At 49.6% G+C, this 22,267-nt stretch carries 18 protein-coding genes and 1 pseudogene; 3 read left to right on the forward strand and 16 right to left on the reverse strand.

What is annotated here, in order from left to right; all coding sequences use genetic code 11:
- Positions 1-162: 162 nt before the first annotated feature.
- Positions 163-951: an SDR family oxidoreductase gene (locus CXIVA_RS03555; RefSeq protein WP_013976655.1), complete on the reverse strand. Its 789-nt coding sequence runs from the start codon at positions 949-951 to the stop codon at positions 163-165.
- Positions 952-956: 5 nt separating this feature from the next.
- Positions 957-1,964: a 3-keto-5-aminohexanoate cleavage protein gene (locus CXIVA_RS03560; RefSeq protein WP_013976656.1), complete on the reverse strand. Its 1,008-nt coding sequence runs from the start codon at positions 1,962-1,964 to the stop codon at positions 957-959.
- A gap of 313 nt (positions 1,965-2,277) precedes the next feature.
- On the opposite strand from CXIVA_RS03560, the gene CXIVA_RS03565 reads away from it, so the two are divergent.
- Positions 2,278-2,559: a hypothetical protein gene (locus CXIVA_RS03565; RefSeq protein WP_013976657.1), complete on the forward strand. Its 282-nt coding sequence runs from the start codon at positions 2,278-2,280 to the stop codon at positions 2,557-2,559.
- Positions 2,560-2,721: 162 nt separating this feature from the next.
- Here CXIVA_RS03565 and CXIVA_RS03570 read toward each other — a convergent pair whose 3' ends face one another.
- The 12 genes from CXIVA_RS03570 to CXIVA_RS03625 all read right to left on the reverse strand — a co-directional run bounded on the left by CXIVA_RS03570 (position 2,722) and on the right by CXIVA_RS03625 (position 16,463).
- Positions 2,722-4,593, reverse strand: a complete 1,872-nt coding sequence (locus tag CXIVA_RS03570) for an exonuclease domain-containing protein (RefSeq protein ID WP_013976659.1) — start codon at positions 4,591-4,593, stop codon at positions 2,722-2,724.
- Between the two features lie 179 nt (positions 4,594-4,772).
- Positions 4,773-6,350 (reverse strand): recombinase family protein, encoded by a 1,578-nt coding sequence (locus tag CXIVA_RS03575; protein WP_013976660.1) that lies wholly within the window; start codon positions 6,348-6,350, stop codon positions 4,773-4,775.
- Positions 6,335-8,068, reverse strand: coding sequence for a recombinase family protein (locus CXIVA_RS03580; protein WP_013976661.1), 1,734 nt, complete (start codon positions 8,066-8,068; stop codon positions 6,335-6,337). The genes CXIVA_RS03575 and CXIVA_RS03580 overlap by 16 nt, the downstream gene beginning before the upstream one ends.
- A 56-nt stretch (positions 8,069-8,124) precedes the next feature.
- Positions 8,125-8,289 carry an SHOCT domain-containing protein gene (locus tag CXIVA_RS14165; RefSeq protein WP_013976662.1) on the reverse strand — a complete coding sequence of 55 codons (165 nt, stop codon included), beginning with the start codon at positions 8,287-8,289 and terminating at the stop codon, positions 8,125-8,127.
- Positions 8,279-8,704 (reverse strand): hypothetical protein, encoded by a 426-nt coding sequence (locus tag CXIVA_RS03585; protein WP_013976663.1) that lies wholly within the window; start codon positions 8,702-8,704, stop codon positions 8,279-8,281. Before CXIVA_RS03585 ends, CXIVA_RS14165 begins: the two co-directional genes overlap by 11 nt.
- A 320-nt stretch (positions 8,705-9,024) precedes the next feature.
- Entirely contained in the window at positions 9,025-10,344 is a 1,320-nt protein-coding gene (locus tag CXIVA_RS13735) for a GH25 family lysozyme (RefSeq protein WP_013976664.1), read from the reverse strand.
- Positions 10,345-10,758: a phage holin family protein gene (locus tag CXIVA_RS03600; RefSeq protein ID WP_013976665.1), complete on the reverse strand. Its 414-nt coding sequence runs from the start codon at positions 10,756-10,758 to the stop codon at positions 10,345-10,347.
- Positions 10,759-10,774: 16 nt separating this feature from the next.
- The gene (locus CXIVA_RS03605) at positions 10,775-12,388 is read right to left on the reverse strand and encodes a hypothetical protein (RefSeq protein WP_013976666.1); all 1,614 of its coding nucleotides are present in this window, start codon (positions 12,386-12,388) and stop codon (positions 10,775-10,777) included.
- A gap of 12 nt (positions 12,389-12,400) precedes the next feature.
- Entirely contained in the window at positions 12,401-13,285 is an 885-nt protein-coding gene (locus tag CXIVA_RS03610; protein WP_013976667.1) for a hypothetical protein, read from the reverse strand.
- Positions 13,282-14,289 carry a hypothetical protein gene (locus CXIVA_RS03615; protein ID WP_013976668.1) on the reverse strand — a complete coding sequence of 336 codons (1,008 nt, stop codon included), beginning with the start codon at positions 14,287-14,289 and terminating at the stop codon, positions 13,282-13,284. The genes CXIVA_RS03610 and CXIVA_RS03615 overlap by 4 nt, the downstream gene beginning before the upstream one ends.
- A 1-nt stretch (position 14,290) precedes the next feature.
- The gene (locus CXIVA_RS03620; RefSeq protein WP_013976669.1) at positions 14,291-15,994 is read right to left on the reverse strand and encodes a hypothetical protein; all 1,704 of its coding nucleotides are present in this window, start codon (positions 15,992-15,994) and stop codon (positions 14,291-14,293) included.
- 175 nt (positions 15,995-16,169) lie between these two features.
- Positions 16,170-16,463: a hypothetical protein gene (locus CXIVA_RS03625; RefSeq protein WP_013976670.1), complete on the reverse strand. Its 294-nt coding sequence runs from the start codon at positions 16,461-16,463 to the stop codon at positions 16,170-16,172.
- A 313-nt stretch (positions 16,464-16,776) separates the two neighbouring features.
- Here CXIVA_RS03625 and CXIVA_RS03630 point away from each other — a divergent pair, with 313 nt between their 5' ends.
- On the forward strand, positions 16,777-17,037 hold the full coding sequence (locus CXIVA_RS03630; RefSeq protein ID WP_347475639.1) for a transposase: 261 nt from the start codon (positions 16,777-16,779) through the stop codon (positions 17,035-17,037).
- 152 nt (positions 17,038-17,189) lie between these two features.
- Here the strand turns inward: CXIVA_RS03630 and CXIVA_RS03635 are convergent, their stop codons facing one another.
- Positions 17,190-18,128: a CAP domain-containing protein gene (locus CXIVA_RS03635; protein WP_013976671.1), complete on the reverse strand. Its 939-nt coding sequence runs from the start codon at positions 18,126-18,128 to the stop codon at positions 17,190-17,192.
- Between the two features lie 174 nt (positions 18,129-18,302).
- Positions 18,303-19,301, reverse strand: coding sequence for a MerR family transcriptional regulator (locus CXIVA_RS03640; RefSeq protein WP_013976672.1), 999 nt, complete (start codon positions 19,299-19,301; stop codon positions 18,303-18,305).
- A gap of 246 nt (positions 19,302-19,547) precedes the next feature.
- Here CXIVA_RS03640 and CXIVA_RS13740 point away from each other — a divergent pair.
- Positions 19,548-21,998, forward strand: a pseudogene (locus tag CXIVA_RS13740) (FAD-dependent oxidoreductase); the annotation flags it as partial.
- Between the last annotated feature and the right edge of the window lie 269 nt (positions 21,999-22,267).

Raw genomic sequence — 22,267 nt, forward strand, 5'->3', positions numbered from 1 at the left:
TGTTATGTCGAAACCGTATAACACGGTTTTCCGAAATGGCATAACCGGCATGTTTTTCGTTTCCGGTTCTTTCCGCCGGGTCCTCCGCAGTATAATAACAGCCCCCTGCCGGAAACATCCGCCGACAGAAGGCTGCTTATTCATATCCCTCTGTTTTTCCGTCTACAGGCTGGTGGCGCCCATATCCGCGATAACCGCGCTTCCGGAAATCATGCCGGAATACTCGGAAGCCAGAAACAGGGCGATGGCCGCCACTTCCTCTGCTGTGCCGAGACGGCGCTGGGGAATTCCTTTCAGGGCCTTTGCCAGAAATTCCGGATTGTCAAACATCGCCGCGTTAATATCCGTCTTTACATAGCCCGGGCAGATTGCCGTCGTGGTAATCTGATACCGGCTCCACTCCAGGGCCATGGTCTTTGTCAGATTCAGCACCGCTGCCTTGGATGCGCAGTAGGTAGACACCTGATTGGTGCCTTTCAGTCCGCCGATGGAAGCGATCTGGATGATACGCCCGCCGGTTCCCTGTTCTGCCATAAGTTTCGCCGCCTCTTTGGAAGCGAAAAACACGCTGCGCAAATTGGTGTCCATGACACGGTCGTAGTCCTCTTCTTCCATTTCAAAAATCGGCTTGGTCACCGCGATGCCGGCGCAGTTTACCAGAATATCCAGATGCTCATACTGCTCCACAACGGTCCGCATCAGCCGCCGGATATCCGCCACTTTGCTTACATCTGCCGCTACGCCAAGGGCGCTGCCGCCATGATTTCTGATCTCTGCCGCCACTTCCTCGCACTGATCCTGGTGTCTGCTGGTCACCACAACAGAAGCGCCGAATCCCGCGAACATCAGCGCGATGGCGTATCCGATCCCTTTGGTGCCCCCGGTAATCACTGCCACTTTCCCGTCCAGGCGGTAATCCGGCAGTTTCAGAGGCCATTTTGCCCCGTTCACAGGGATCAGCCCATGCTCTTTGCAGCAAAATACGTGGTGCCGTATTTTTCAGCTGCTTCTGCCTTCGCTGCTTCCAGCTGCTCGACCGTTACTTCTTCCAGTGCTTTTACCACTGCCGCGTGATCCAGCGGTTTCAGTCCGAGCATTTCCCGGGCTTCCGCGGAGGTAGCCACTTCATTGCCGAACGCCTTGACTGCTTTCGCTGCGCGTTCTACCAGCATCAGGTTCGTAGCCAGGATCTTCTTGCCGTCTTTATCCTTGCCGTATACCACGTTGTCTTCCATACCGATGCGGACATGTCCGCCGTTTGCCAGGGCAGAGAACATAACCGGCAGATGGCCTCTTCCGATTCCAAATGCGGACCAGGTCACTTCCTGCGGCAGATTACCTTCGGACTGCAGTCTCTGAATATAGGACAGCATCTCCTGTACGTCTCTGGGCTGCGCGTCCATACCGCCGACTACACCCAGGCAAAGCTGGAAATGAAGCGGCGCCTTGACGATGCCTTTCTTCCAGTACACGCCTACCGCACGGATCATGCCCAGATCAAAGACCTCAAACTCCGGCTTGATATTTCTCTCCTGATACAGTTTGCCCAGTGTGGTCAGGAATGTGGGAGAATTGCTGAAAATGCCTCCCGGGATTCCCCAGTTAAAGGAACCCGCGTCAAAGGTACCCATCTCGATTCCCGGCACATTTGCGTGATGCAGCATACGTACCGCATTTCCGTAAGGGGAATCATCCGATACCCGGTTATCACCGGAGGATGTGCAGTTGATGATCACATCGCAGTCCGGATACTTGGTGCGGATCAGTTTGATGGTCTGGTAAAACTTCACCGGATCCATCACGCCTGCGCCCTGGTCATCTCTCATGTGCAGATGTACGATGGCCGCGCCTGCTTTCCAGCATGCGTATGCTTCATCCGCTATCTCTTCCGGAGTCTCCGGAACATCATATCCATGGGGTGTAATCGCGCCGGTCAGCGCTGCTGTAAGAATCGTTTTTGCCATAATAAAATCTCCTTTCCAATACAGACTGCAGCTGGTGTTTCCTGCCTTCTCTTTCTTTATCCTACCGATTCATCCAGGCTTTTTCAATAGCTCAAACCCTAGTGTTTATGCGGGTTTCCGGCTTCGTTATGTCGAAAAAACATAACCGCGCGCACAGATGCATAACCACGTTTGCAAAACACATAACCCCATGGGTCTGCCGCCTGTGTGTCCCGGCAAAATCCATGCTATACTGAACAAAAAAAGCGGCGGCGCCGGATGTGTCCGGCCCCGCCGCGGTTTCAGAAAACTGCGCAGGAAAGAGAGGTTTGTTATGGAAGCTGTCACAGAATACAAAATGAAAAAAGGAACTGTTCTGGCCACAGTCAACGGATTTGTCGGAGAAGAAGATTTTTACCGGATGCACGATATCATAAAATCCACGCTCCAGCCGGAAGACTCCGGTTACAGCGTGGATTCCATGTGTATCGGCGGGTATTTTCAAAAAGACGGGATCAGTGTGCGCACCAGCAGCGAAAGTCCCTATGATACCCTCAGTTTTTTCTATGATCCCAGAGTTCTGTCGGTTGCCGCATCTATTGTGATACGACCGTAACTATTACAGTTTTTAACTCGCATAACGGTGAACACCCCCGTGTGCAAAGCACTTCTCAGTAGCATAACGATGAACACCCCTGTGCAAAATGTCTGCACACCCTGCATAACGATAGCAGTGTGCATCGTTAGGAGTGTATGAACTCGCCTTATCACAAAGAACCTACTTGGATTCATATTCCTCTTCATATCTCCACACAAAACTTCCGGCATGCTTCTGTTTTCCCTTTGCAGCATCCCGAATACTTTTAGAATTAATTCCTGTTTTTCTTACGGCCTCGGCCACAGATTCAAAACGCGCAATAACGTTCATATCATCATCCAACTGTAATATTGGCCGCCCGGTTTGCTTATTATCCTGTTCTTTCCCATTTGACTTTTCAGAATTCAAGTCAGCCTGCTTCTGCTTTTTCTCAAGACGTTCCTTGGCATTTTGCTCTTTTTCTCTTCGCTTCAATAACATCTTAATAGCAGTATCTCTGCGTGCGACCATCCGGCTGATATTTGTTCCTTGCTTACTTTCACGTGCAATTCCTTCATCCAAAATATCAATTTCATTATCATAATCTTTGAGTTTATGATATGCCTTCGCATATGATTCAAATAATACCGGAGCACAGTAACCTTGGAAGCGCGCTTTATCGAACAATTCGATTGATGCTTCAATATTACCTGCCTTCCTAAGTTCATCTCCTTTCTCCCAAAACGGAAAACCTTGATCAAATCCTTTGTCCCAATTATCTAAATTCCTAATCTCTGAAAGGCTGGTTCTGTTGTTTACCGGATGTATTTCCACTGAATCTCTGTCAATATTTTCTGCATTTACAGCGACATTTTGAACCTGGTAATCTTTACTGCGTACAACATCGAGGATGTCATTCACATCGTCCATGGACATCGCATTATTCATAATTGGGCCATTCTTATATTCGCCAATAAAACTCCTGTTGTATTTCAAATAGTCCAACGCAGACTTTGAAATAGCTTTGTATTCCTTGAAAATGTAATCGCCTAAAACTTCTATATCAAGCGGAGAAGAGAAAAACACTCTGACATAGTCAGAACCGCCCTCGGTCATTGTGCACGGCTCCTTTGCAAAGCTTTTAGTCGCCTTCAAATTGTTTGCAACAATAATGTATTTTCCTTTTTTTGCAAATTTGAATTTTATGATGTTGTAAAGATAGCATACGTCAACGTACCCGCTGCTGTTTTTATAAAAGCCTAGCAGATCTATATTGCCATTTCTTGATGCAATAATATTTTGGATTACTGCGCATACTTCCTTTTCCTCATCGGAAGGTCTGGATTTCTCCATTGCGATTCTGTTCTTTTCCTGTTCATCCCTTTTGACTCCCAGCAAATTCCAAAGAAGGGATCCGCATATCTCGGCATCGCTTTCAGCTCTGTGCGCGTTTTGATTAACCAGATCAAAATGTGCTGCCACAGTATTCTGCTTATAATTTTCCAATCCCTTAACCATGTTTCTGGACAATGACAATGTGTCAATATAGTATATTTCGGCATCGTACCCAAGTCGCTCGAGCGTCTCCGATAAAAAGTCCATATCAAATCTTGCATTGTGAGCGCAGATAGCTGTCGTCCCGGTCAAAGCATCCCCTAAAAATTCAATCAGCTTAGCGTAAACTTCTCTTTCCAAAGGCGCATTTGCAATCATCTGATCCGTAATATGATTTACTGCTGTTGCTGCCGATGGAATTCTGACCATCGCATTTACCAGCGTTCCAAACTTATCAACTGGAATTCCGTTTTCAAATATCACGGCTCCCACTTCTATTATTCGATCTCTTTCTGCACTTAAGCCTGTGGTTTCCACATCAAAAGCAATATATCTCTGCTCTATTGCGTTCCAAGCGCTATCATCCATTTGAACTTTATGGGCAGACACGAGGCCCCGTTTGGTAAAAGCGGGTTTTCTTTCATTTACCGGAGTGCTTCCCATTGCTGGTGATTGTTGAGAAACACTTGCCTCTTTAGCCTTGTTTTTTCGACCGAATAATTTGTCCAATAATCCCATTCTGTTTTTCTCCTCAACTTTCAATCTATTGATAAACTGTTGTCATCGCATAAATCAATGTCTTGTTAAACGGCATCAAGTCAATGTTATGAACAGATATATTTTAAAACATTTATACTATCACGCGCAACGAAAACACCGCAGTTCTTTCGAACTGCGGCAACTCTGAAAGTATATGCTTACGCTTCAATTTCCGTTCCGTTCCGGAATGTGACGCTGATCTTCCCGTCCCTGTGAACCGTGACGTATTCCACCATGCTTCCCCAGAGAGCGTCATCAAACTCCGCGATTACGCCTTTCCGTGATTTCAATTCCCGGATGAATTCCGCCAGACGCTCGCTCTGCGTCTCCTTCTTCCGAATCCTGTCCGTCACTTCATCGTATCTTTGCTTCTTCTCATCGTACCTTCGGACGAGATCGTCGTACTTCTTCTGATAATCATTCTGATTCTGTGCGATGCGGGCATTCTCCGCAACAAGACTGTCCGTCATTTCCACGATTACGGAAAGCTCGTTTTCCAGACGGTTCTTCTCTTCCTGCAGGCTGCCTGTGTCGCACAGGGTCTTCCGGATCAGCTGCGCGTTTGCCAGGATCTCTTTCTTCTCCTTCACCAGCTTGTTATACGCCGAAACAAACGCCGCTTTCACATCTTCCTTTGTCACGAAAGGCGTCTGGCATTTTTCGCCTTCGTACTTGCTGTTGCAGCGGTAGACCTCTTTCCGATATTTGTCTCTGGAATGCCAGACCTTGGATCCGTACCACCCGCCGCAGTCTGCACATTTTATCTTGCTGGAAAAGATACTGATTCCGCTGTACCTTGACCGGCCGTGTTTCCGCCGTTCCAGTTCCGTCTGCACCAGGTCGAAAACCTGCGGAGAAATAATCGCCTCGTGGTTTCCCTCCACGTAGTACTGCGGTACTTCTCCCTCGTTCTTTTTCATCTTCTTCTGCAGAAAATCAACGGTGAACTCTTTTTGAAGAAGCGCGTCTCCCTTGTATTTCTCGTTGGAAAGCATCCGGCGAACCGTCGACTGGTTCCAGACGTCCTTTCCGCTCGGAGTTTTGATGCCCCGGTTCGTCAGTTCCTTCGCGATGGCGTTCGGCGTAAGACCTTCCAAAAACAGCCGGAAAATCAGACGGACCGTCTTCGCCTGCTCCTGATTCACCACAATCTTCCCGGTCTCTTTGTCCTTGTCCAGCCCGAGAAACCGGCTGTAGGCAAAGCTGACTTTTCCGTCCGCCATTCTTTTCCGCTGTCCCCAGGTGACGTTTTCCGAAATCGACCGGCTCTCTTCCTGCGCAAGGCTCGACATGATGGTGATCAGAAGCTCGCCCTTGGAGTCCAGCGTCCAGATGTTCTCTTTTTCAAAATAACATTCCACGCCTTTTTCCTTCAGCTCGCGGATGGTTGTCAGACTATCCACCGTGTTCCTCGCGAACCGGCTAACGGACTTGGTGACGATCAGATCAATCTTTCCGTCCAGGGCGTCGCTGATCATATGTCGGAAGCCCTCGCGCTTTTTCGTGTTGGTTGCGCTGATGCCCTCGTCCGTGTAAATTCCGGCGAACTCCCAGTCCTCGTGACCTTTGATGTAATTCGTATAGTAATCGACCTGCGCCGCATAACTTGTCGTCTGGTCTTCATGATCCGTGGACACCCTTGCGTAGCCCGCCACTCGCCGTTTCGTCTTGCTGTTGATCGGTGCGGCGGTGAACCTACTGATGGTGGCCGGAATTTTCTTTACCTGTCTTGACAATCCGTATCACCTCTCTTCTCTGATTCCCTCGCCGTGCGAAGTTCCGCCTTTTCAGCTTCCGTATGCCGATATGTTTTTCTCTTTTCCCGGTAAGTCCGCTCTTCGGTTCTTCCGTCTTTAAAACAGAAAATGACCGTTCCGTGATCAATCATGGCGTGATCCAGTTTCTCATCCATGATGGTTTCGTCAAACTCCGGTATTCCGAGAACTTCAGCCGTAAGCTGCTTCATGGTTTCAACCCTGATCGATTTGTTTCCGCAGGATGAACTGTGCGGGCAGCGAAGATAGGAGCCGTCCGTCCCGTCCCTGTAGGCTTTAGTCTGACGGCGGTAGTTCATTCCGCACGCGGCGCATTTTACAAATCCGGTAAATCCGCCGCCTTTCACAATTCGAGTCCTGCGGTTTCGTCTCCGCTCACTGACCTGCCGTCTCATCTCTTTCGTCCAGCAGTCTTTATGACTTGTATTCTCCCATCTGCGTTCAATGATCCGCCCGTCCTTCATGCGGAATTTCAGAAGACCCTGCTCGGGAACGTCGATGCGGTCCACCTTTTCGGAAAACACCTTCTCGCTGAATTTCTCCAGCCCCAGCACGGCTGCGCATTCACGTTTCAGATACCGTTCCGGAATGCTGCCGCGAACCGGACACTGACTGTTCTTTTTCCCTTTCGAACCGCAGATCCAGTAAACAAGGTCATCGCCAAGTTCGGACTGGTTTGCCCTGTTCTTTCTTTTGTGTCTCGTATAGCTTTTTCCGCAGTGCGGGCATTTGATTTTCCCGGTAAAACTGGTGATGTTCAGGCTCTTGTTCGCAAGCGGTCCGAGTTCTCTGCGCCGCGCAATCTCATCCTGCACGTACCGCCAGGTTTCCATGTCAATGATCGCTTCGTGCGTGTTCTCGATGAAATACTGCGGAAGCTCGCCTTTATTCTTTTTCCTTTTCTTTGTGATCGGATCTTCAACGTATTCCTTCTGAAGAAGGGTATTCCCGGTGTAGGTGATATTGGTAAGGATATGATGTATCTGGGAATCATGCATCACATTCCCTCTCACGGAACGAATTCCTTCCGCATCCAGTTCCCGCTCGGTTTCAAGCCTTGACTTCCCGTCCAAAAAGTTCCGGTAGATCCGCTTGACGACCGCAGCTTCTTCCGGCACGACCTTAAGCGTGTCTCCTGCCCAGCGGTATCCGAGAATGGGAAGCTTTGCCGTTGGGATGCCCTTCTCCATCCGCTTCTTAACGCTCCACTTCACGTTCTCCGATATGCTCCTGCTTTCCTCCTGCGCAAAAGAGGCAAGTATTGTGAGCATCAGCTCCCCGTCGCCGCTCATGGAACTGATGCGTTCCTTTTCAAACCGCACCTCCACGCCGATGTCTTTCAGATGTCTTACCGTTTCCAGAAGATCAACGGTGTTCCTGGCGAACCGCTGGATGGACTTTGTGAGGATGATATCGATCCCGCCGTTCTCTGCGTCTAGAATCATCCGCTGAAATTCCGTCCTTTTTACAATCCCCGTTCCGGAGATGCCGTCGTCGGCGTAAACCCCGGCGTATTCCCAGTCCGGGTTCTTCTGAATCAGCGAACTGTAATAGCTGATCTGTGCGGACAGGGAATGATGCAGCCGCTCAGTTTCCATCGAAACCCTGGCGTAGGCGGCAACCTTTTTCTTCTCTTTCATAACAGGCACCGCCTGCCTGATCTTTGTTATTTTCGCCATTGTATCAACTCCTTTCCGCTACCATACATCCCTCTGAACCGGCGTTAAGTCAACGATCATTCCGAAAATAATACGCCGAAAACAGGCTTGTATTTTTCAAGAAATACGGCATTTATTCGCTGGTATTCCTCCCCGGAAATCAGACCGTTTTCCAGCATTTCCCGAGCGATGCGCATGGTCGTCTGGTACAGTTTTTCCGCCCTGAATTCCTTATCGCCCATTTCCGTGCCCTCCAAATCGGTCCTTGATGTAGCATTCGTGGCTGCAGTACTTTCTTCTGCTGTCGCCGTAGAGATGAAATTCCTTTCCGCAGGTCGGACACACAAAATAGTAGACCTTCTTACGTTTCACCTGGTCAAGATGGCTGTTCCACCAGGCGTTTCTGCACTTGTCGCAGCAGAAGCGTTTTCTCTTCCGCTTTGCGATCTGCCGGATTTCCCTTCCGCAGTTCTCACAGTGCGTTACTTCTCCCGTGTATTCGACGGCCGGCTTCGGCTTTTCCGCGATCTCGTCCGCGTTTCTCCTGCAATAGGACTTCACGGTATTCAGCGGAATCTCCAGCTCCTTTGCGATCCTGCCGTACCCGTATCCTTTCCGGCGAAGTGTCCTGATTTTGGATTTCTGATTTTCCGTCATTTTCATCCGCTCCTTTCCGGGGACTCATCCTTTCCCCTGTTCCTTGGCGAAAAAATCAACCCCCTTCGTGATGCGGGTAATTCTTTCAACAGCTATGTAGCCGAAGAGCCGGAATTTCCGATTTCGGCGCAAAAAAAGAAAGCCTGACCGCACTCCGTCATGGGAATGCAATCAGGCTCAGAGGTTTTCCGGTATTCAGTTGATTCTTTCCGCTTTCCGCTTCAGGAGCGTCATCAGTTCGTCCGGACTCGTGTTGTTCCATTTGGTATCGTTTTTGATCTGAGTCCCGATATGAGAAATAGAGAAAGCGCTAGTGAATCTTATTTCACCAGAAGATTCACTTTCTTCTGCACGGCATCGTAGTCATATCCGGCTTTCTTGAGCTTCCGTTTCCGGGCATTACCGTTTCCCCACTTTCCGGCGATTACTTCCCGGGCAATTTCATCCACAGATTTCTTCTTGGCAGAAGCACTCTTATCGTACTTCGGTCTGGCATATCCTCGGATATATCCCCAGCCGACCGGGATGGTGCGGTAACCGACCGCGTTCTTGTGATTTCCTTCGATCACTGTAATCTTCCCATTCTTCACTTTAGTCACAATTCCGATGTGAGTGGAGCTTCCGTCATTCGGCTGCGCATGATCGTTCCAGTTATACAGGATGATATCTCCGCGCTTCGGCGTGATTGTTCCGTCCTCCTGCCAGATGCCTTTTTTCTTAAAAATTGCCACATGCTTTTCGCAGCTGATTTCCGTTCCGATGAGGTCGGTCATTTCCGCCTTGATTGCGGCAGCGGAAACAGCAGCATCGCACCATGCGTCCGTATATTTCATCCTGTAGCCGCGGGCGAGCGGCTTATGGCTGTTGTAGATATCGATGATCTTTTTGTATTTCCCATTCTTCTCAGAGTATCCAAGCCATCCCTCCATCACGGAAATGATGGCGTCCGCGGTCTTCTTCCCATTCTTGGCTTCTACCTTCTCGGCCTTTGTACCTGTATTCTTATCCGCATCCGGCTTCGGATATCCGTTCAGACCTTTCTTTCTGATAATGGCCGGATAATCCACATAGGAAAGATCCATGTCCGCGTTTCCGCTGATGCCGGACACCTTTCCACCGGAAGAATACTGCCAGATTCCGTACTTACCTCCGTAGGTACATTTGCTCGCGTACTGTGCGACCCAATGCGCAAAGGAACCGAGTTTCGAATCATCCAGCCGATCCTGAAATCCGGAGTAAGCGGATGCGTAGATTCCGGCATAGTAATCGGCCGCCTCCAGCTCCCTGCAGAAAGCAATCGCGGCCTTTGTGGTTCCGGATTTCTTCGATGCCGGCTGCGCCTCGCAGTCAAAGTAGACCGGGTATTCCAGCTTCTTTCCCTTAAGCATTTGGATGAATCTCTTCGCGTCTGCTTTGCCTGCCTCCGCTGTCACGCACTTCGGCCCCGCAAAGTAGTACGCACCAACCGCGATGCCGTTTTTCTTCGCGCCTTTGTAGTTCGCTTCCCACCGGCTGTCCGTGTAGAAGCCGTCATCCGAGCCGCCGGCCTTGATGATGGCAAATTTTATGCCTGCGGCTTTTACCTTCGCCCAGTTGATATTTCCCTGCCAGTGGCTGACATCAATTCCTTTAATCTCCATTTACTTATCCTCATTGTCTGCTCTGTCGTGGAGCTGTTCCAGTACGTCTCTCAATTTCTTCGGAATCGGAAGACCGAGATGCCCAGCGTTTTCCAGAAGCGATACGCCTTCGTTTGAGATGTAGAAGAAGATCACCGCTGTCCGTACAACTGATCCCGATTTCACAACGTAGATGTCGATCAAATTCGCAATACCGACAAGCAAAAAAATAAGGACCTTTCTGCAGATCCCTTTAAATCCTACGGCGAATGAGAGCCTGTGATCCTCAAGTGCACACATCACACCGGTGATATAATCAATGACCACGCATGCGATCAATAAATAGATCAAGCCGTCACATCCTCCCAAGTAGTATCCGATCCAACCGCCAAGGCCGGTCAGGACAAGCTGATTGATTCCCCAGAATTCCTTCATAAGTTGCTCCTTTCTGTTAAGCCGTCCGTTTCCAGACATAAACGACAAGATACGGCGGCATGTTGTTATGCGAGACTCCGCCGCCTGCACTTCCTGTGGTAAAGGAATGCGTATGTGAACCGGCGCTTGCGGTTTTCGATCCATGCGTATAATTCTCGGAACTTTTTGAACGCGGGAGCTTGTAACCGCTACCCGAAAGACCTCCCGAGTAGCCTTCTGCACCGGTGTCTCCATCGGTGGTAAGATGCACATACTTACCGGACCCGTAGCTGTGACTGTGAGACCCATCGCTGTCTGTACTTCCGCTGTGCTGATGGGAAGGAATTTCAGAGATGTTAAGCGTATGAAAAGCTTCACCTCCGGTGTCTCCTGCGGAATAACCTCCTCCTGCCGCAAGCAGGAATCTTCCTTCAATCATCTCCCATGTTCCGCCAAAGAGAGTTGCGGGCGATGTGCTGTTTACCGACATATAAATGGAGCCGACCGGATAGATAAGATTGGCAATACCGGTAATATCGGAAGGTGTGATGTTATCCGCACGGAAGTTACCGAAACCGCAGTACAGCTCATCACTGTTTGCCGCGGTTCCGCCGAAGGCAACACCTGTTCCGTCTGTCCGGACGTCCATGATGTAATATTTTGAGAAAATCCGGACTTTTGTGGATTGCGCTTTTGTATATCCGTCTTCGATCGCGCCATAGATGTCCCATGCGTAATCAATTGACAGAGAGACTTCGCAACTTAAATCGCTGAAAGCAGCGCTTGACGGCGATAGACTTTCCGAAAGCTTTGTCCATTCTGTTGCGCTGGTTTCTTTCGCATAGAAAGTAATCGTTCTTGATGCGCTGACTGAAGCAGACTGACCGTTAACCAGGAGAGTAACATTGTCCGGATTGTCAGATGTTCCGTTACGATATGCAACAAGAGTCAGCGCGCATGCTGTTTCTGCTACAGTGACAGGGTAGGTATCTCGAAAAATAGCGGTATTCCCATTCATTTCATAAAATGTGAAATGGGTCAGATTCTTTCCGCAGTCTTTGAATACACTGGTTGGGACAGTAATGATTGCGCTGGTGCCTGTAAATGTTGTTGTGTATCTTAGCACGCCATCCGGATCGTAGAACTCCAACTTGTAGGCGGATGATTTTGAAAACTGGAAATCTCCGCTTTTTCCGTAGGTCAGCTCTGACGGATAACTGTTGAGGGAAGCAAAAGTTACGTAGGTCAGCTCTGTTGCCGACATGAGGTCCGGTTTAGTGGTAATACTATATGAGGATCCCATAATTTCGCTGCTTTTCTTTTCGCTATAGGAAAGTGACGCGTTGGCGTAATCCGAGATATCGTCATATCCGGTCTTTGTGCCTGTCAATGTCAGAAGGCATTTCATGCTGGTTCCGATTGTCACAGTCTTTGATATGCTCGTGCCGGCGGCATAGATTTCTGCGGTGACAGAACGGCTTTTCGATGAAGATCCATAGAGACTGTATTTTAACGTTGCAACAGTTTTTCCATCCGCTAAGGCAACGCCGGTGACTTCGCACAAGAGATAACTGCTTTTGGAAAGTGTTCCCGCACCGTCCGCTAAGAAGCCGATGTGCGAAAGCATTAATTTTCTACTATACAAGGCCATAGAGATTCCCCCTTAATTCAGCTGAAGTGTCAGATTTCCGTTTTCCCGGTTGGTAAATGTAAATTTTCCGATCTGAAGCAGCGGGGTGGCTCCCCCGAGGCTTGCGCGAATCGAACCGTCCGCATCGATGATGTCGAAGCTGTCGGTATCAATCCGGGCATGTGTCTGATTGGTTTCCCCAATCACCGCTTCTTTTCCGAAAGATGCGAAACGCACGGATTTTGTCCGGCTGACGGTGCCGGAAGTGTTCGTATAGGTGATAAGGTTTACATCGAAACTTCCGTCTGTGTTGACCAGTGCGGCCGGCACTATTACGGAATTTCCATCCGTCAGCGTGGAAGCATCCGGTACCATGCCGCATTCAATGCCATCGTCGGTCTTTCGAATCAGTGATGAAAATTTAACATTCACCTTATTGGCTGCATTCCGGGCACTAGCAGCATCCGTCTTTGCCTGATCTGCCTGAGCGGCAGCCTGTTTTGCTGCAGTACCCGCAGTTCCGGCGGCGTTAGCGGCATTTTCCGCAGCGCTTCCTGCTTTGTCTGCGAGATTTTTTGCGCCGTCTGCCGTTCCCTGCGCCCGAACAGCGGTGACTTTCGCCTCCTTCGCATGCTCTTTTGCGTCGTTTGCTGCAGTATCATCTGTCGGCGGAGAGGAAAGGTTACCAGTGATCCATGCTGACCCGCCGGATACGCGAAGAGTGACGGTGTCGCCAACCTTTGCATCAATCGATCTCTGTACCGGCGTCTCGCTGATGCCGCCCGGGATATGTACCCATGCGATGTCATCTTCTGCTTTTGTTACGGTTGCCTGCGTGTCATAGGGCTTTGTGCTATGTCCCTGATAGGTGAAAGCTTCTTTTAAATTACGCTGCGCAATGTGCTGTTTTATGTTCATACTTCAATCACTTCCTCTGATGTTTTCCCGGCAAAGCCGAGCGTGATGTTCTGGCTTCTAATTTCGAATGTCCCGCTGATCTTTTCCTCCGGGTAATTCAGCCGAATCAAATCACCGGGAAAGATGTCCGGTACATAGCGTCGGTCATACGAAATCGTTCTCGATGGCATCTGTTCTTCCTTAAGCCTTCGCTTTGCGTAAGAGAGAAGCGTTTCTCCCTCCCGGAGCGTGCAGTTGGTTTCTTCCATCCAGATTTCCCGGCCGCGAGAAGCAATGGAGTACCTGCTCTCCGGATCTTCATCCCTTGCCACCGCATAATCGGAGCCGGAGACCGCCCGAAACACATTCGGACAGGAATACCAGTCGTACTGATCGGTGACGGACGGCTCTAAGATGTCAAAAGAAGCCGCGTCAAAGGTGACTGCGACTTCCGTGCTTTTCGGCTGAATGGTAATGTTTCCGTTTCCATGTATCCGGATCTTCCATCCGGTGGCGGTGAGGATCTTGCTCGCCATGGAAAGATTCGTCTCGCCGTCCTCGGCGACAATGGCGGAGGACAGGGCCGATGCGTTCTCCGCTGCCGTTACCGGAGCTGCCCCGACGGAAAGAAGATCCTTCACAAGCTTTGCGCCGTTTCCGTTCTTTGGCGCGTACCAGCCTCTTGGAAGCAGCCGGTCCGCGGCAGGCTTTAATACCGAGTAGCAGGACGCCGGATAGCTTTCCCGCTTCCCGGTGAGTTTCCGTTCCGGAGCTGTGGTAAGACCGGTAAACAACGGAATGCGGGACTCCGAGGAATATTCCTGTCTGGCGTTCATCCATACCCGAACCCAAACCTCGCCGTCCTCTGGGACTTCCGTCAGGTCCAGATCTGCAGACTCCATCAGAAGATCTGTATTTCTTGTGATCGTTCCTGCTGTCAGCCTGTGATGAGAAATGTCTCTCCAGGAAACCGGATCGACGATTGTAAGGTCATACGACGCGGTAAATCCTTTTGAATAATCCATCTCATACCTCCTCCTGCAGTTCCTTCCATTCCGATAACGTCATACCGTCGAATCCTTCCGCTTCGACCTTCTTGATATCCAGTGAAAACGAAACGGAAAGCGAATTGTATTCCCGGCTTTCACTGACTTCGACATCCGCGGCAAAGCTTGATCCGTCGGAGGTTCTGACGTGGCAGATGCCGGCGTAGTCTGCGAGCCTTCGCATGGTCTGAATCAGGTCGCTGTCTTGAATCCGGATGATATCCGTGCTGACAGAAAGATCGCGGGTGACGCCTTCGTTCCAGTCTCCGGTGATCGAGCCGCCAAGGTACCTTGTCCGCTCGAAATCCTTCTCCCAGGAGTGATCAAGCTTCACATTATATGGGAGAACCGCCCGATCTCCGTCAAAGTCAATGACGAGAGCCGTTTCATGTAAGACATCTCCATCCTCGTCGCTGTAGTCCGTCCACGCCGGGATATTTTCCGCTGTGATGTAATCGCCGTTTGCTGTTCGCATCACGACACGATGTCCGCAGCTGTCTCCGAAGGCCGGATACGGATCGACGTAGGTTTCTTCAAACACCGCGTCGGAAACAATCAGCTCCGGCTTGTCCGAGGACAGCCGGTAAATATCGCAGACATCGGTATCCAGCGCACCTTCGGGTTTGATCGGTGTGATGCTTGCGATCAGATTATTCTTATCTACAGACACAGAAGCCGTAGGAATCAAAGCCTGATGCGCCCAGTGAACTTCAAATGGGAGATAAGCGGTATCGAACCTGCCGAGTCCGTCTTTCACAGTAGCCACGATCTTCCAGCCGGACGGAGAGATCGAAAAGTGCGGAAGCGGAATGTGCGGCATCGAGATACTGAAGTGAAACAATCCTTTGATCCGGTTCACAATACCGCGGATTACGGAAAGCGCGGTCTGAATCGGATGCACCATCGCGTTCTTTACGGCGTTAAACACTGAGGCCGTCACCGACCGTATTGCGTGCCAGCCGCGGGACACCACGTTCCTGACTGCGTTCACAACAGATGAAATTACCGCCTTGATCCGGTTCCAAACGGACTTCGTCACGGAGAGCACGCCGTGAAATACGCTGCTGGTGACGGATTTGATGCCGTTCCACGCCCGGGTCACGATGGATTTGATCGCGCCGGTGACCGAACTGAAAATTCCCTTGATGGCATTCCAGACTGTACGAATAACAACCCGGATCCCGTTCATGATTGTGGTAATTACGATCTTGATCGCTTTAAATACAGTCTTCGCTATGGTCAGGTAGATATCGAAGTACGCTCGAAAGACTGCCGCAATCGCAGTAAGCACGGTAACAAAGAACTTCTTGATTCCGCTCCAGACAGTGGTGATTACGGATTTGATTGTTTTCATCACCGAGGTGATGATCTTTGAAACTGCAGTGAATACCTTTTGCGCAGTCGCCTTGATCTTGTCCCAGTTTTTATATAACAGAACGCCGACCACGATCGCAGCAGCAATCGCGGCAATCACCAGTCCAATAGGACTGGTCAGAAAACCGATTGCTTTTCCCATCACACCAGCCATGCCGCCTGCATCAGAAAATGCCTTTGACAGTTTTCCGCCCAGCGTGATCATCTTTCCGATGCCGCCGCTGATGGTTCCAATTGCCATTCCAATTTTGCTGATGCCGACCAGAAGAGGGCCGACGAGGGCAGCGATCACGGCGATCTTTACGATCATCTGCTGGGCCCCTGGAGAGAGCGTCTGAAACCATGTGTTGAACGCCTGCAGCTTCTGATTTAACGTATCAAGCATGGCACATATAGCAAGTGATATCTTGCGGAATTTGAAGTATTTATCCGAAGACTTTTTGTACGAACAAAAGCCCCTGGTCGAGGCTTTCCGGCAGTTTCCTTTAGCAGTTTGCCGCGGCTCCGGCTGCTTTCCTTGCGTTCGTCTGTGCGATCTCCGCCTGTTCAAAGGCTTCGAATTCCTCGTCGGTAAGTTTGCCGTCTGCCAGGCCCCACAGTGCTTCGTGCGCCTGCATCGCGCAGTCCGCTGCCGTCTTCGCGGTATCCGCCATGTTCCAGGCGGAAGTCTTTCTTCCTTCTCTAGCGAACCGCTCTGCGGCCTTCATGTAACGTTCTGCTGTTTTTGCGCTTGCTCTGCATCCCTGCGCCGCTTCTGCTCTTGTTTCGTAAAGCTTCATTTTTATTATCCGCCTTTCTAGCGAAAGGCACCGATGGGGTTATGAAAACCGAGGTGCTTTCGCTCTTTCTACTTTTCTCAATTCCTGATATCCTTTTCTTGCAAGACCGGTACACTACAGAGCACGCCGAGGTGAGTGGCGGGGCGGTATAGCGGCCTACCCCGCATTTTTATATGTTGCCGGTCATCCTTAAGGCATCAATGAATGGCGCATTCCGTAGCCCGTAAACTTATCTCTTTCGAAGTTGTCTCGATTTTGCCGGATGACCAGTCACTACCGCTCTTGCATCTACAAAATATCAGGAGGTGTTTTATTGGCTTTTAAAATTTTTCGTTTCAATTGTTGTGGACTTGACATCCACAAAACCTGGATCTTTGCCTGCATCGGCATCACCGATCCCAATGGTCGGACAGTGTATAAAGAAAAAAGATTTTCTTCTTTCTCCAGAGGTCTGCGGGATCTTGCCGCATGGCTTGCCTCTTATAACTGTACGGACGTGTGCATGGAATCAACCGGCAAGTACTGGATTCCGGTATTCAATATCCTTGAAAAGACATGCCATGCTGTTGAATAGCAGCAATTGTAATGCTGATGCGCAATGATTGAAGCGCGCGGGTCCAGGCCTGGTTCCCGTTACGGCGGTTTACGCCCGGGACCCGGAAGGCGTTCCCGCCTGCATCAAAAAAGGAGGCGTACGAACGCCTCCTTTTTTGATGCGCAGCAGAATTACTCGCCCGCTTTTTGTACAGACACTTTGACGGTCAGCTTGACCTTAGGATCCGATTTCAGCCGGAACGTAATGGCAGCAGTTCCGGGCTTTACTGCCTTGATCAGTCCATGTTTATTCACCGATGCGACGGAAGGTTTGCTGCTTTTCCAGGTAAACGATGAATTATCAATGTGGGCATCGGACCAGGTATGAGGGCCGCTGTAATTCACCCATAATTCCAGGGAATGATCCCATGAGGGGTTTCCGGTATAAAGAGTGACGTTTTTGGTAGTACAGCTGAAATATTTCTTCTTCAGATCGCTTTTTTTGGTCGATATCGATTTGGTATATTTTTTTACGGAAGAAGACTTCAGCTTCTTCTTTACTGATGTCCGGCTGATCTCCAGAGTATATGACTGCTGATAACTGTACCAAGGATATAATTTGCCATTGAAAAGACTATCCTGCATGTATACTGCGCCGATGCCGATGCTGCGGGCACCGGGAAGCAGAATTCCCTTCTTGTGAGACGGAGAATCCATCCACTCATCCACAATCTCCTTGGCGCTGATCGAGCCATAGGTCGTTTCAAGGCAGTCCTCATAATTGATCCGTTTGTTGACCGTGTGTGCATACCTTCCGTCGGGACGCCTGTGCGGACTCGTGTAGGGAACCATAATATTCAGCTCCGCACCGCGGGTGACGGCAGCCTCGGTCAGTTCCGTATCGAGTTTTAAGGCAGAGAGATGGTGCTGTTTCCGGTACTTGTTTACATACTTCAGGATTTCCTGCGCCCTTCCGTTATCCTGAGCGACTTTTATCTTCAGTTTCCCGGTTCCTGCGGCCCATGCCGTGGTTGTGGTCCCCGGAATGCCGCACAGGATGACTGCGCTCCATACTGCGGCAGCTAAGCAGACAAGAATTCGGTGCCATCGTTTTTTCGCTGAAATCTCCATTCCTTATCCCCCTTATCGTAGAGCATTTCCCCGTGAGCCAGATCTCTCCTCCCGAAAAAACAAAAATGCAGAGGAGAAATCTGTTCCAGTTCCCATTTTACCACAGGATTAGAAAGGAAAGGAACTTTATTATGTGATTTCTACCTTTTTTACAGATTTAATCATAAAAATCGCTTATTCACCGTATCCAATTATGCTTAAGGAAGCTAATGATTCGAGCTGTCCGTGGTTGCAGCTTTGGATATCCAGACAGCGGCCGAACGTATGATTCAGTAAAGCAAGGCAATCCGATCCCTCCGGACGAAAGAGCCAGTCATATACCATCTTGCAGATTTCATTGATATTTTTCTTAAAGGAGGCAAAAAACGGGCTGATCTCGGCAACGATATCCCCTAATTGCGAGGAATGAATCCGTGCTGTCGGTGCATAAAACAGATCGTAATTCCGTTTCCATGCGGAAACAAGAACCCGGTTTTTGGAGATTCGATGCAGCTGCTTTTTTATCTGCTCAGAATATGATCCATAATCCTTTTCGGTAAGTTCAGCAATGTAGATGTGGTGCTGCTCTGTATGGGCAAAGGTTCGGTCAATGGAGGAATTGCTCAGCGAGCACAGGTAATGTTCGATCTTGCTATAGTCATCTGAATAATTCTCCTGTGCAAGCCGCTGAAGCTTGTTCCAGAGAAAGTCCTGATAATCATTGAATGGTTCGGAATTTAAGAAGGATCCCCATAAATATTTGTTCGTAAGAGAAACATCATAGGAATCAAAGTGATCCAGCACGGAAGTCTTTGAAGAATCGGGGATGCCAGCGCTGCTTACCAGATCCAGGATGTCTGAGACGGATGGATGCAAAGGAGATTTTGACAGGATGTAATTCAGGCTGTTAATGGTTGTCTGCATCAGACTGAGCTCATTGCGGAGCTTTTTGAGGTGAATGCTGAGATAGTAATTGATGGTTGCCGGATTCGCCATAATGGAACGTATATCAGCAATTGAAACACCGGCATTCCGCAGACAGCGAACGGTCTGCAGCTTCCGGCAGTCTTCTTCTGTAAAAATAAAATAGCCGTTATGCTTGTTCGATACCGGAGAGATCAGACCTTCCTGAATGTAATAATGAATCGATCTTTTGCTGATGCCCGTTTTACTGCAAACTTCTGAGATTTTCACGGAAATGCCTCACAATATGACGTTTCATGGATCATAGTCTACTAACGAAAAGCATACAGTAACTGTACACTTTTTCCGTGAGAATTTCAATGAATCAAGGAAAATGAAGCAGATAAGAGCCAAGACAGGGCGCTGCGAGACGGCCTGGGCCATGAGAAAAGGGCAATTGACTGTCACATTATGTCACGTGTTACAGTGATGGTAATCAAATATGTCTGCATTTCTTGGAAATGAGGAGGTATTACCATGTATGACAAATTGTTTGAGCCGATAAAAATACGTGGCATGGAGATGAAAAACAGAATTATCTTTCCGGCCACAGGAACAAAATTTTCAGGCAATGCCAGCTATGTGACCGACCAGCATATCGCTTATCATGCAGCAAGAGCAAAAGGCGGCAGCGGACTGAATATTGTAGAGGTTGCCAGTGTTCATACCCCGAGTGCTCCGCGGCATTTTCTGTCTATCTCTGAAGACAAGTATATTCCTGGCCTCAAGAAGCTGGCAGATGCCATTCACACAGCGGGCGGCAAGGCAGGGATTCAGCTCTGGCAGGGCAGTCTTGCCGTGGGGCTCGATAAGACGGCACAGATTCTGGTTCCCAGTGATATGCCGGTCAGCCCGGAGATTACTTTGCCTGGAATGACTCTGGAACAAATCCACGAAGTGATCGAGTGCTATGGGAAAGCGGCGGAGAGAGCAGTCAAGGCAGGATATGATTGCATTGAATTTCATTGCGCACACAATTATCTTCCTCATACCTTCCTTTCGGGCGGAATCAATCATCGTACCGATGAATATGGCGGTAGTTTTGAAAATCGTGCCAGATTTCCTCTGGAAGCCATAAAGGCGATCCGTTCCCATATGCCGGATGATATGCCGCTTTTCATGAGAATTGATGCACACGATGATTTCCTGCCGGGTGGACTTACCATTGAGGAGGTCATTGAATTCTGCAAGCTGGCGGGTAAGGAAGGTGTGGACGTTCTGAATGTTTCCCGAGGGAATGTCATTACTCCGGCCAATATGTATGAAATACCGCCGCTTGACATTCCCAAGGGCTTCAATATTGAAAATGCAGCCAGAATCAGAAAAGAGACGGGGATGCTGACCATCGGTGTCGGACGCCTGAATGAGCCGGATATCGCGGAGAAAGTACTGGAAGAAGATAAGGTAGACATGGTAGTGATGGGCCGCGCCCAGTATGCAGACCCTGAATTTGTGAATAAGGTCCGCGAAGGAAGAACAGATGAGATCACCTATTGTGTCGGCTGTGATCAGGGATGTCTGGATGCTTTTGCCAATCCGGACTGCGCTCATGTTACCTGTCTGATGAATCCGGCAGTGGGAAGAGAAAAGGAATTCGAGATCAAGAAGACAGATCATCCCGAGACGGTGCTTATTGCCGGAGGCGGTATCGCCGGACTGAAGGCAGCGATTACCCTGAAGCAGCGCGGGCACAATCCGATCCTCTGCGAGGCCACCGATACCCTGGGCGGACAGTTCCGTACCGCGGGAATGGCGCCCAGAAAAGGGGAGATGAAGGCAGCAGTTGAGCGTATGGCGAAGCAGGCTGCGGCGCTGGGAGTCGATATTCGTCTGAACACAAAAGTAACTCCGGAAATGATTGCCGAGATCAAGCCTCATACGGTATTCAATGCAATTGGATCCGAGCCGCTGATTCCGGAATTTCCCGGAGTAGATAAGCCGTTTGTCACGAATTCACATGATGTACTTGATGGAAAATCAGAAGTGAATGGCAATATTGTCGTGATTGGCGGCGGAATGGTCGGTATGGAGGTCGCCGAATATCTGGAAGCAAGAGGGAATAAGGTGACCATTCTTGAGATGCTCCCGCAGATCTGTGCAGACCTTGGCATGGCGAGAAAGTATTATCTTGACGTCCATCTGCCGAAGCTGAACATCACTCCGGTCACAGAAGTAGCCGTTACCGCGATAGAAGATGGAAAGGTGGTCGGGAAGAAGGGGGATAAGACGATAGAATTCCCCTGTGACTATGCGGTCATTGCTGTCGGCTCCAGATCCAGGGATGGCAAAGCTCTGGAAGAGGCGGCTTATGCCAATGGCTGCGGGTATATGGTCATCGGTGATGCGGGAAGAGCAAGGAGGGCACTTAATGCCACAAAAGAGGCAATGGAGGCAGCCTTCACTTTTGATCAACCAGAGGTGCATGCGGATGTCACCAAGCCGAATAAAGTGGTCTTTATGACCGGAGCATCAGGCATTATGGGGCAGGAGACGCTGAAACAGCTCCTCGCCAGAAATACCCGGTTTACGGTAAAAGCACTGGTAAGGCCTTCGGAGAAGAACAGGAAATTGATGAAGAAGTACGCCTGCCCTACGCTTCAGATTATCTGGGGTGACATGGCAAACTACGAAGACATCAAAAAGGGTGTGGATGGTGCCGATTATGTCATCCACATTGGAGCAATGGTCTCCCCTGCAGCAGACAAATATCCGGAGAAGACTCTCTATACCAATATCGGGTCGACTCTGAATATTATCAAGGCCATTAAAGAGCAGCCTGACCCTGACAAGGTACACTTTGCTTATATCGGAACCGTTGCGGAAACGGGCTGCCGCATCTATCCCATCCACTGGGGAAGAGTCGGAGACCCCATTAATCCGTCCATATTTGATTATTATGCTCTTTCCAAGGTATTCTCGGAACTTGCTGTCTTCGAATCCGGGCTGAAGCATTGGGTATCGATTCGGCAGACCGGCCAGCATCCCAGCGCAGAGGGCGCCGGGGAAGAGCCGATCATCTGGCATCAGGCGCCGAACAATGTGCTTGAGTGGAGCACTTCGATCGAATCCGGAATCTGCATGGCAAATCTGTGCGAAGACTGGGTTCCGGAGAGCTTCTGGAGAAAAGGGTATAACCTCAGCAGCGGCAAAGAGTACAGGCTGGCAACGTGGGAACTCATGGATATCAATCTGAAACC

It is taken from the genome of Clostridium sp. SY8519, from assembly GCF_000270305.1.
GTDB lineage: Bacteria > Bacillota > Clostridia > Lachnospirales > Lachnospiraceae > SY8519.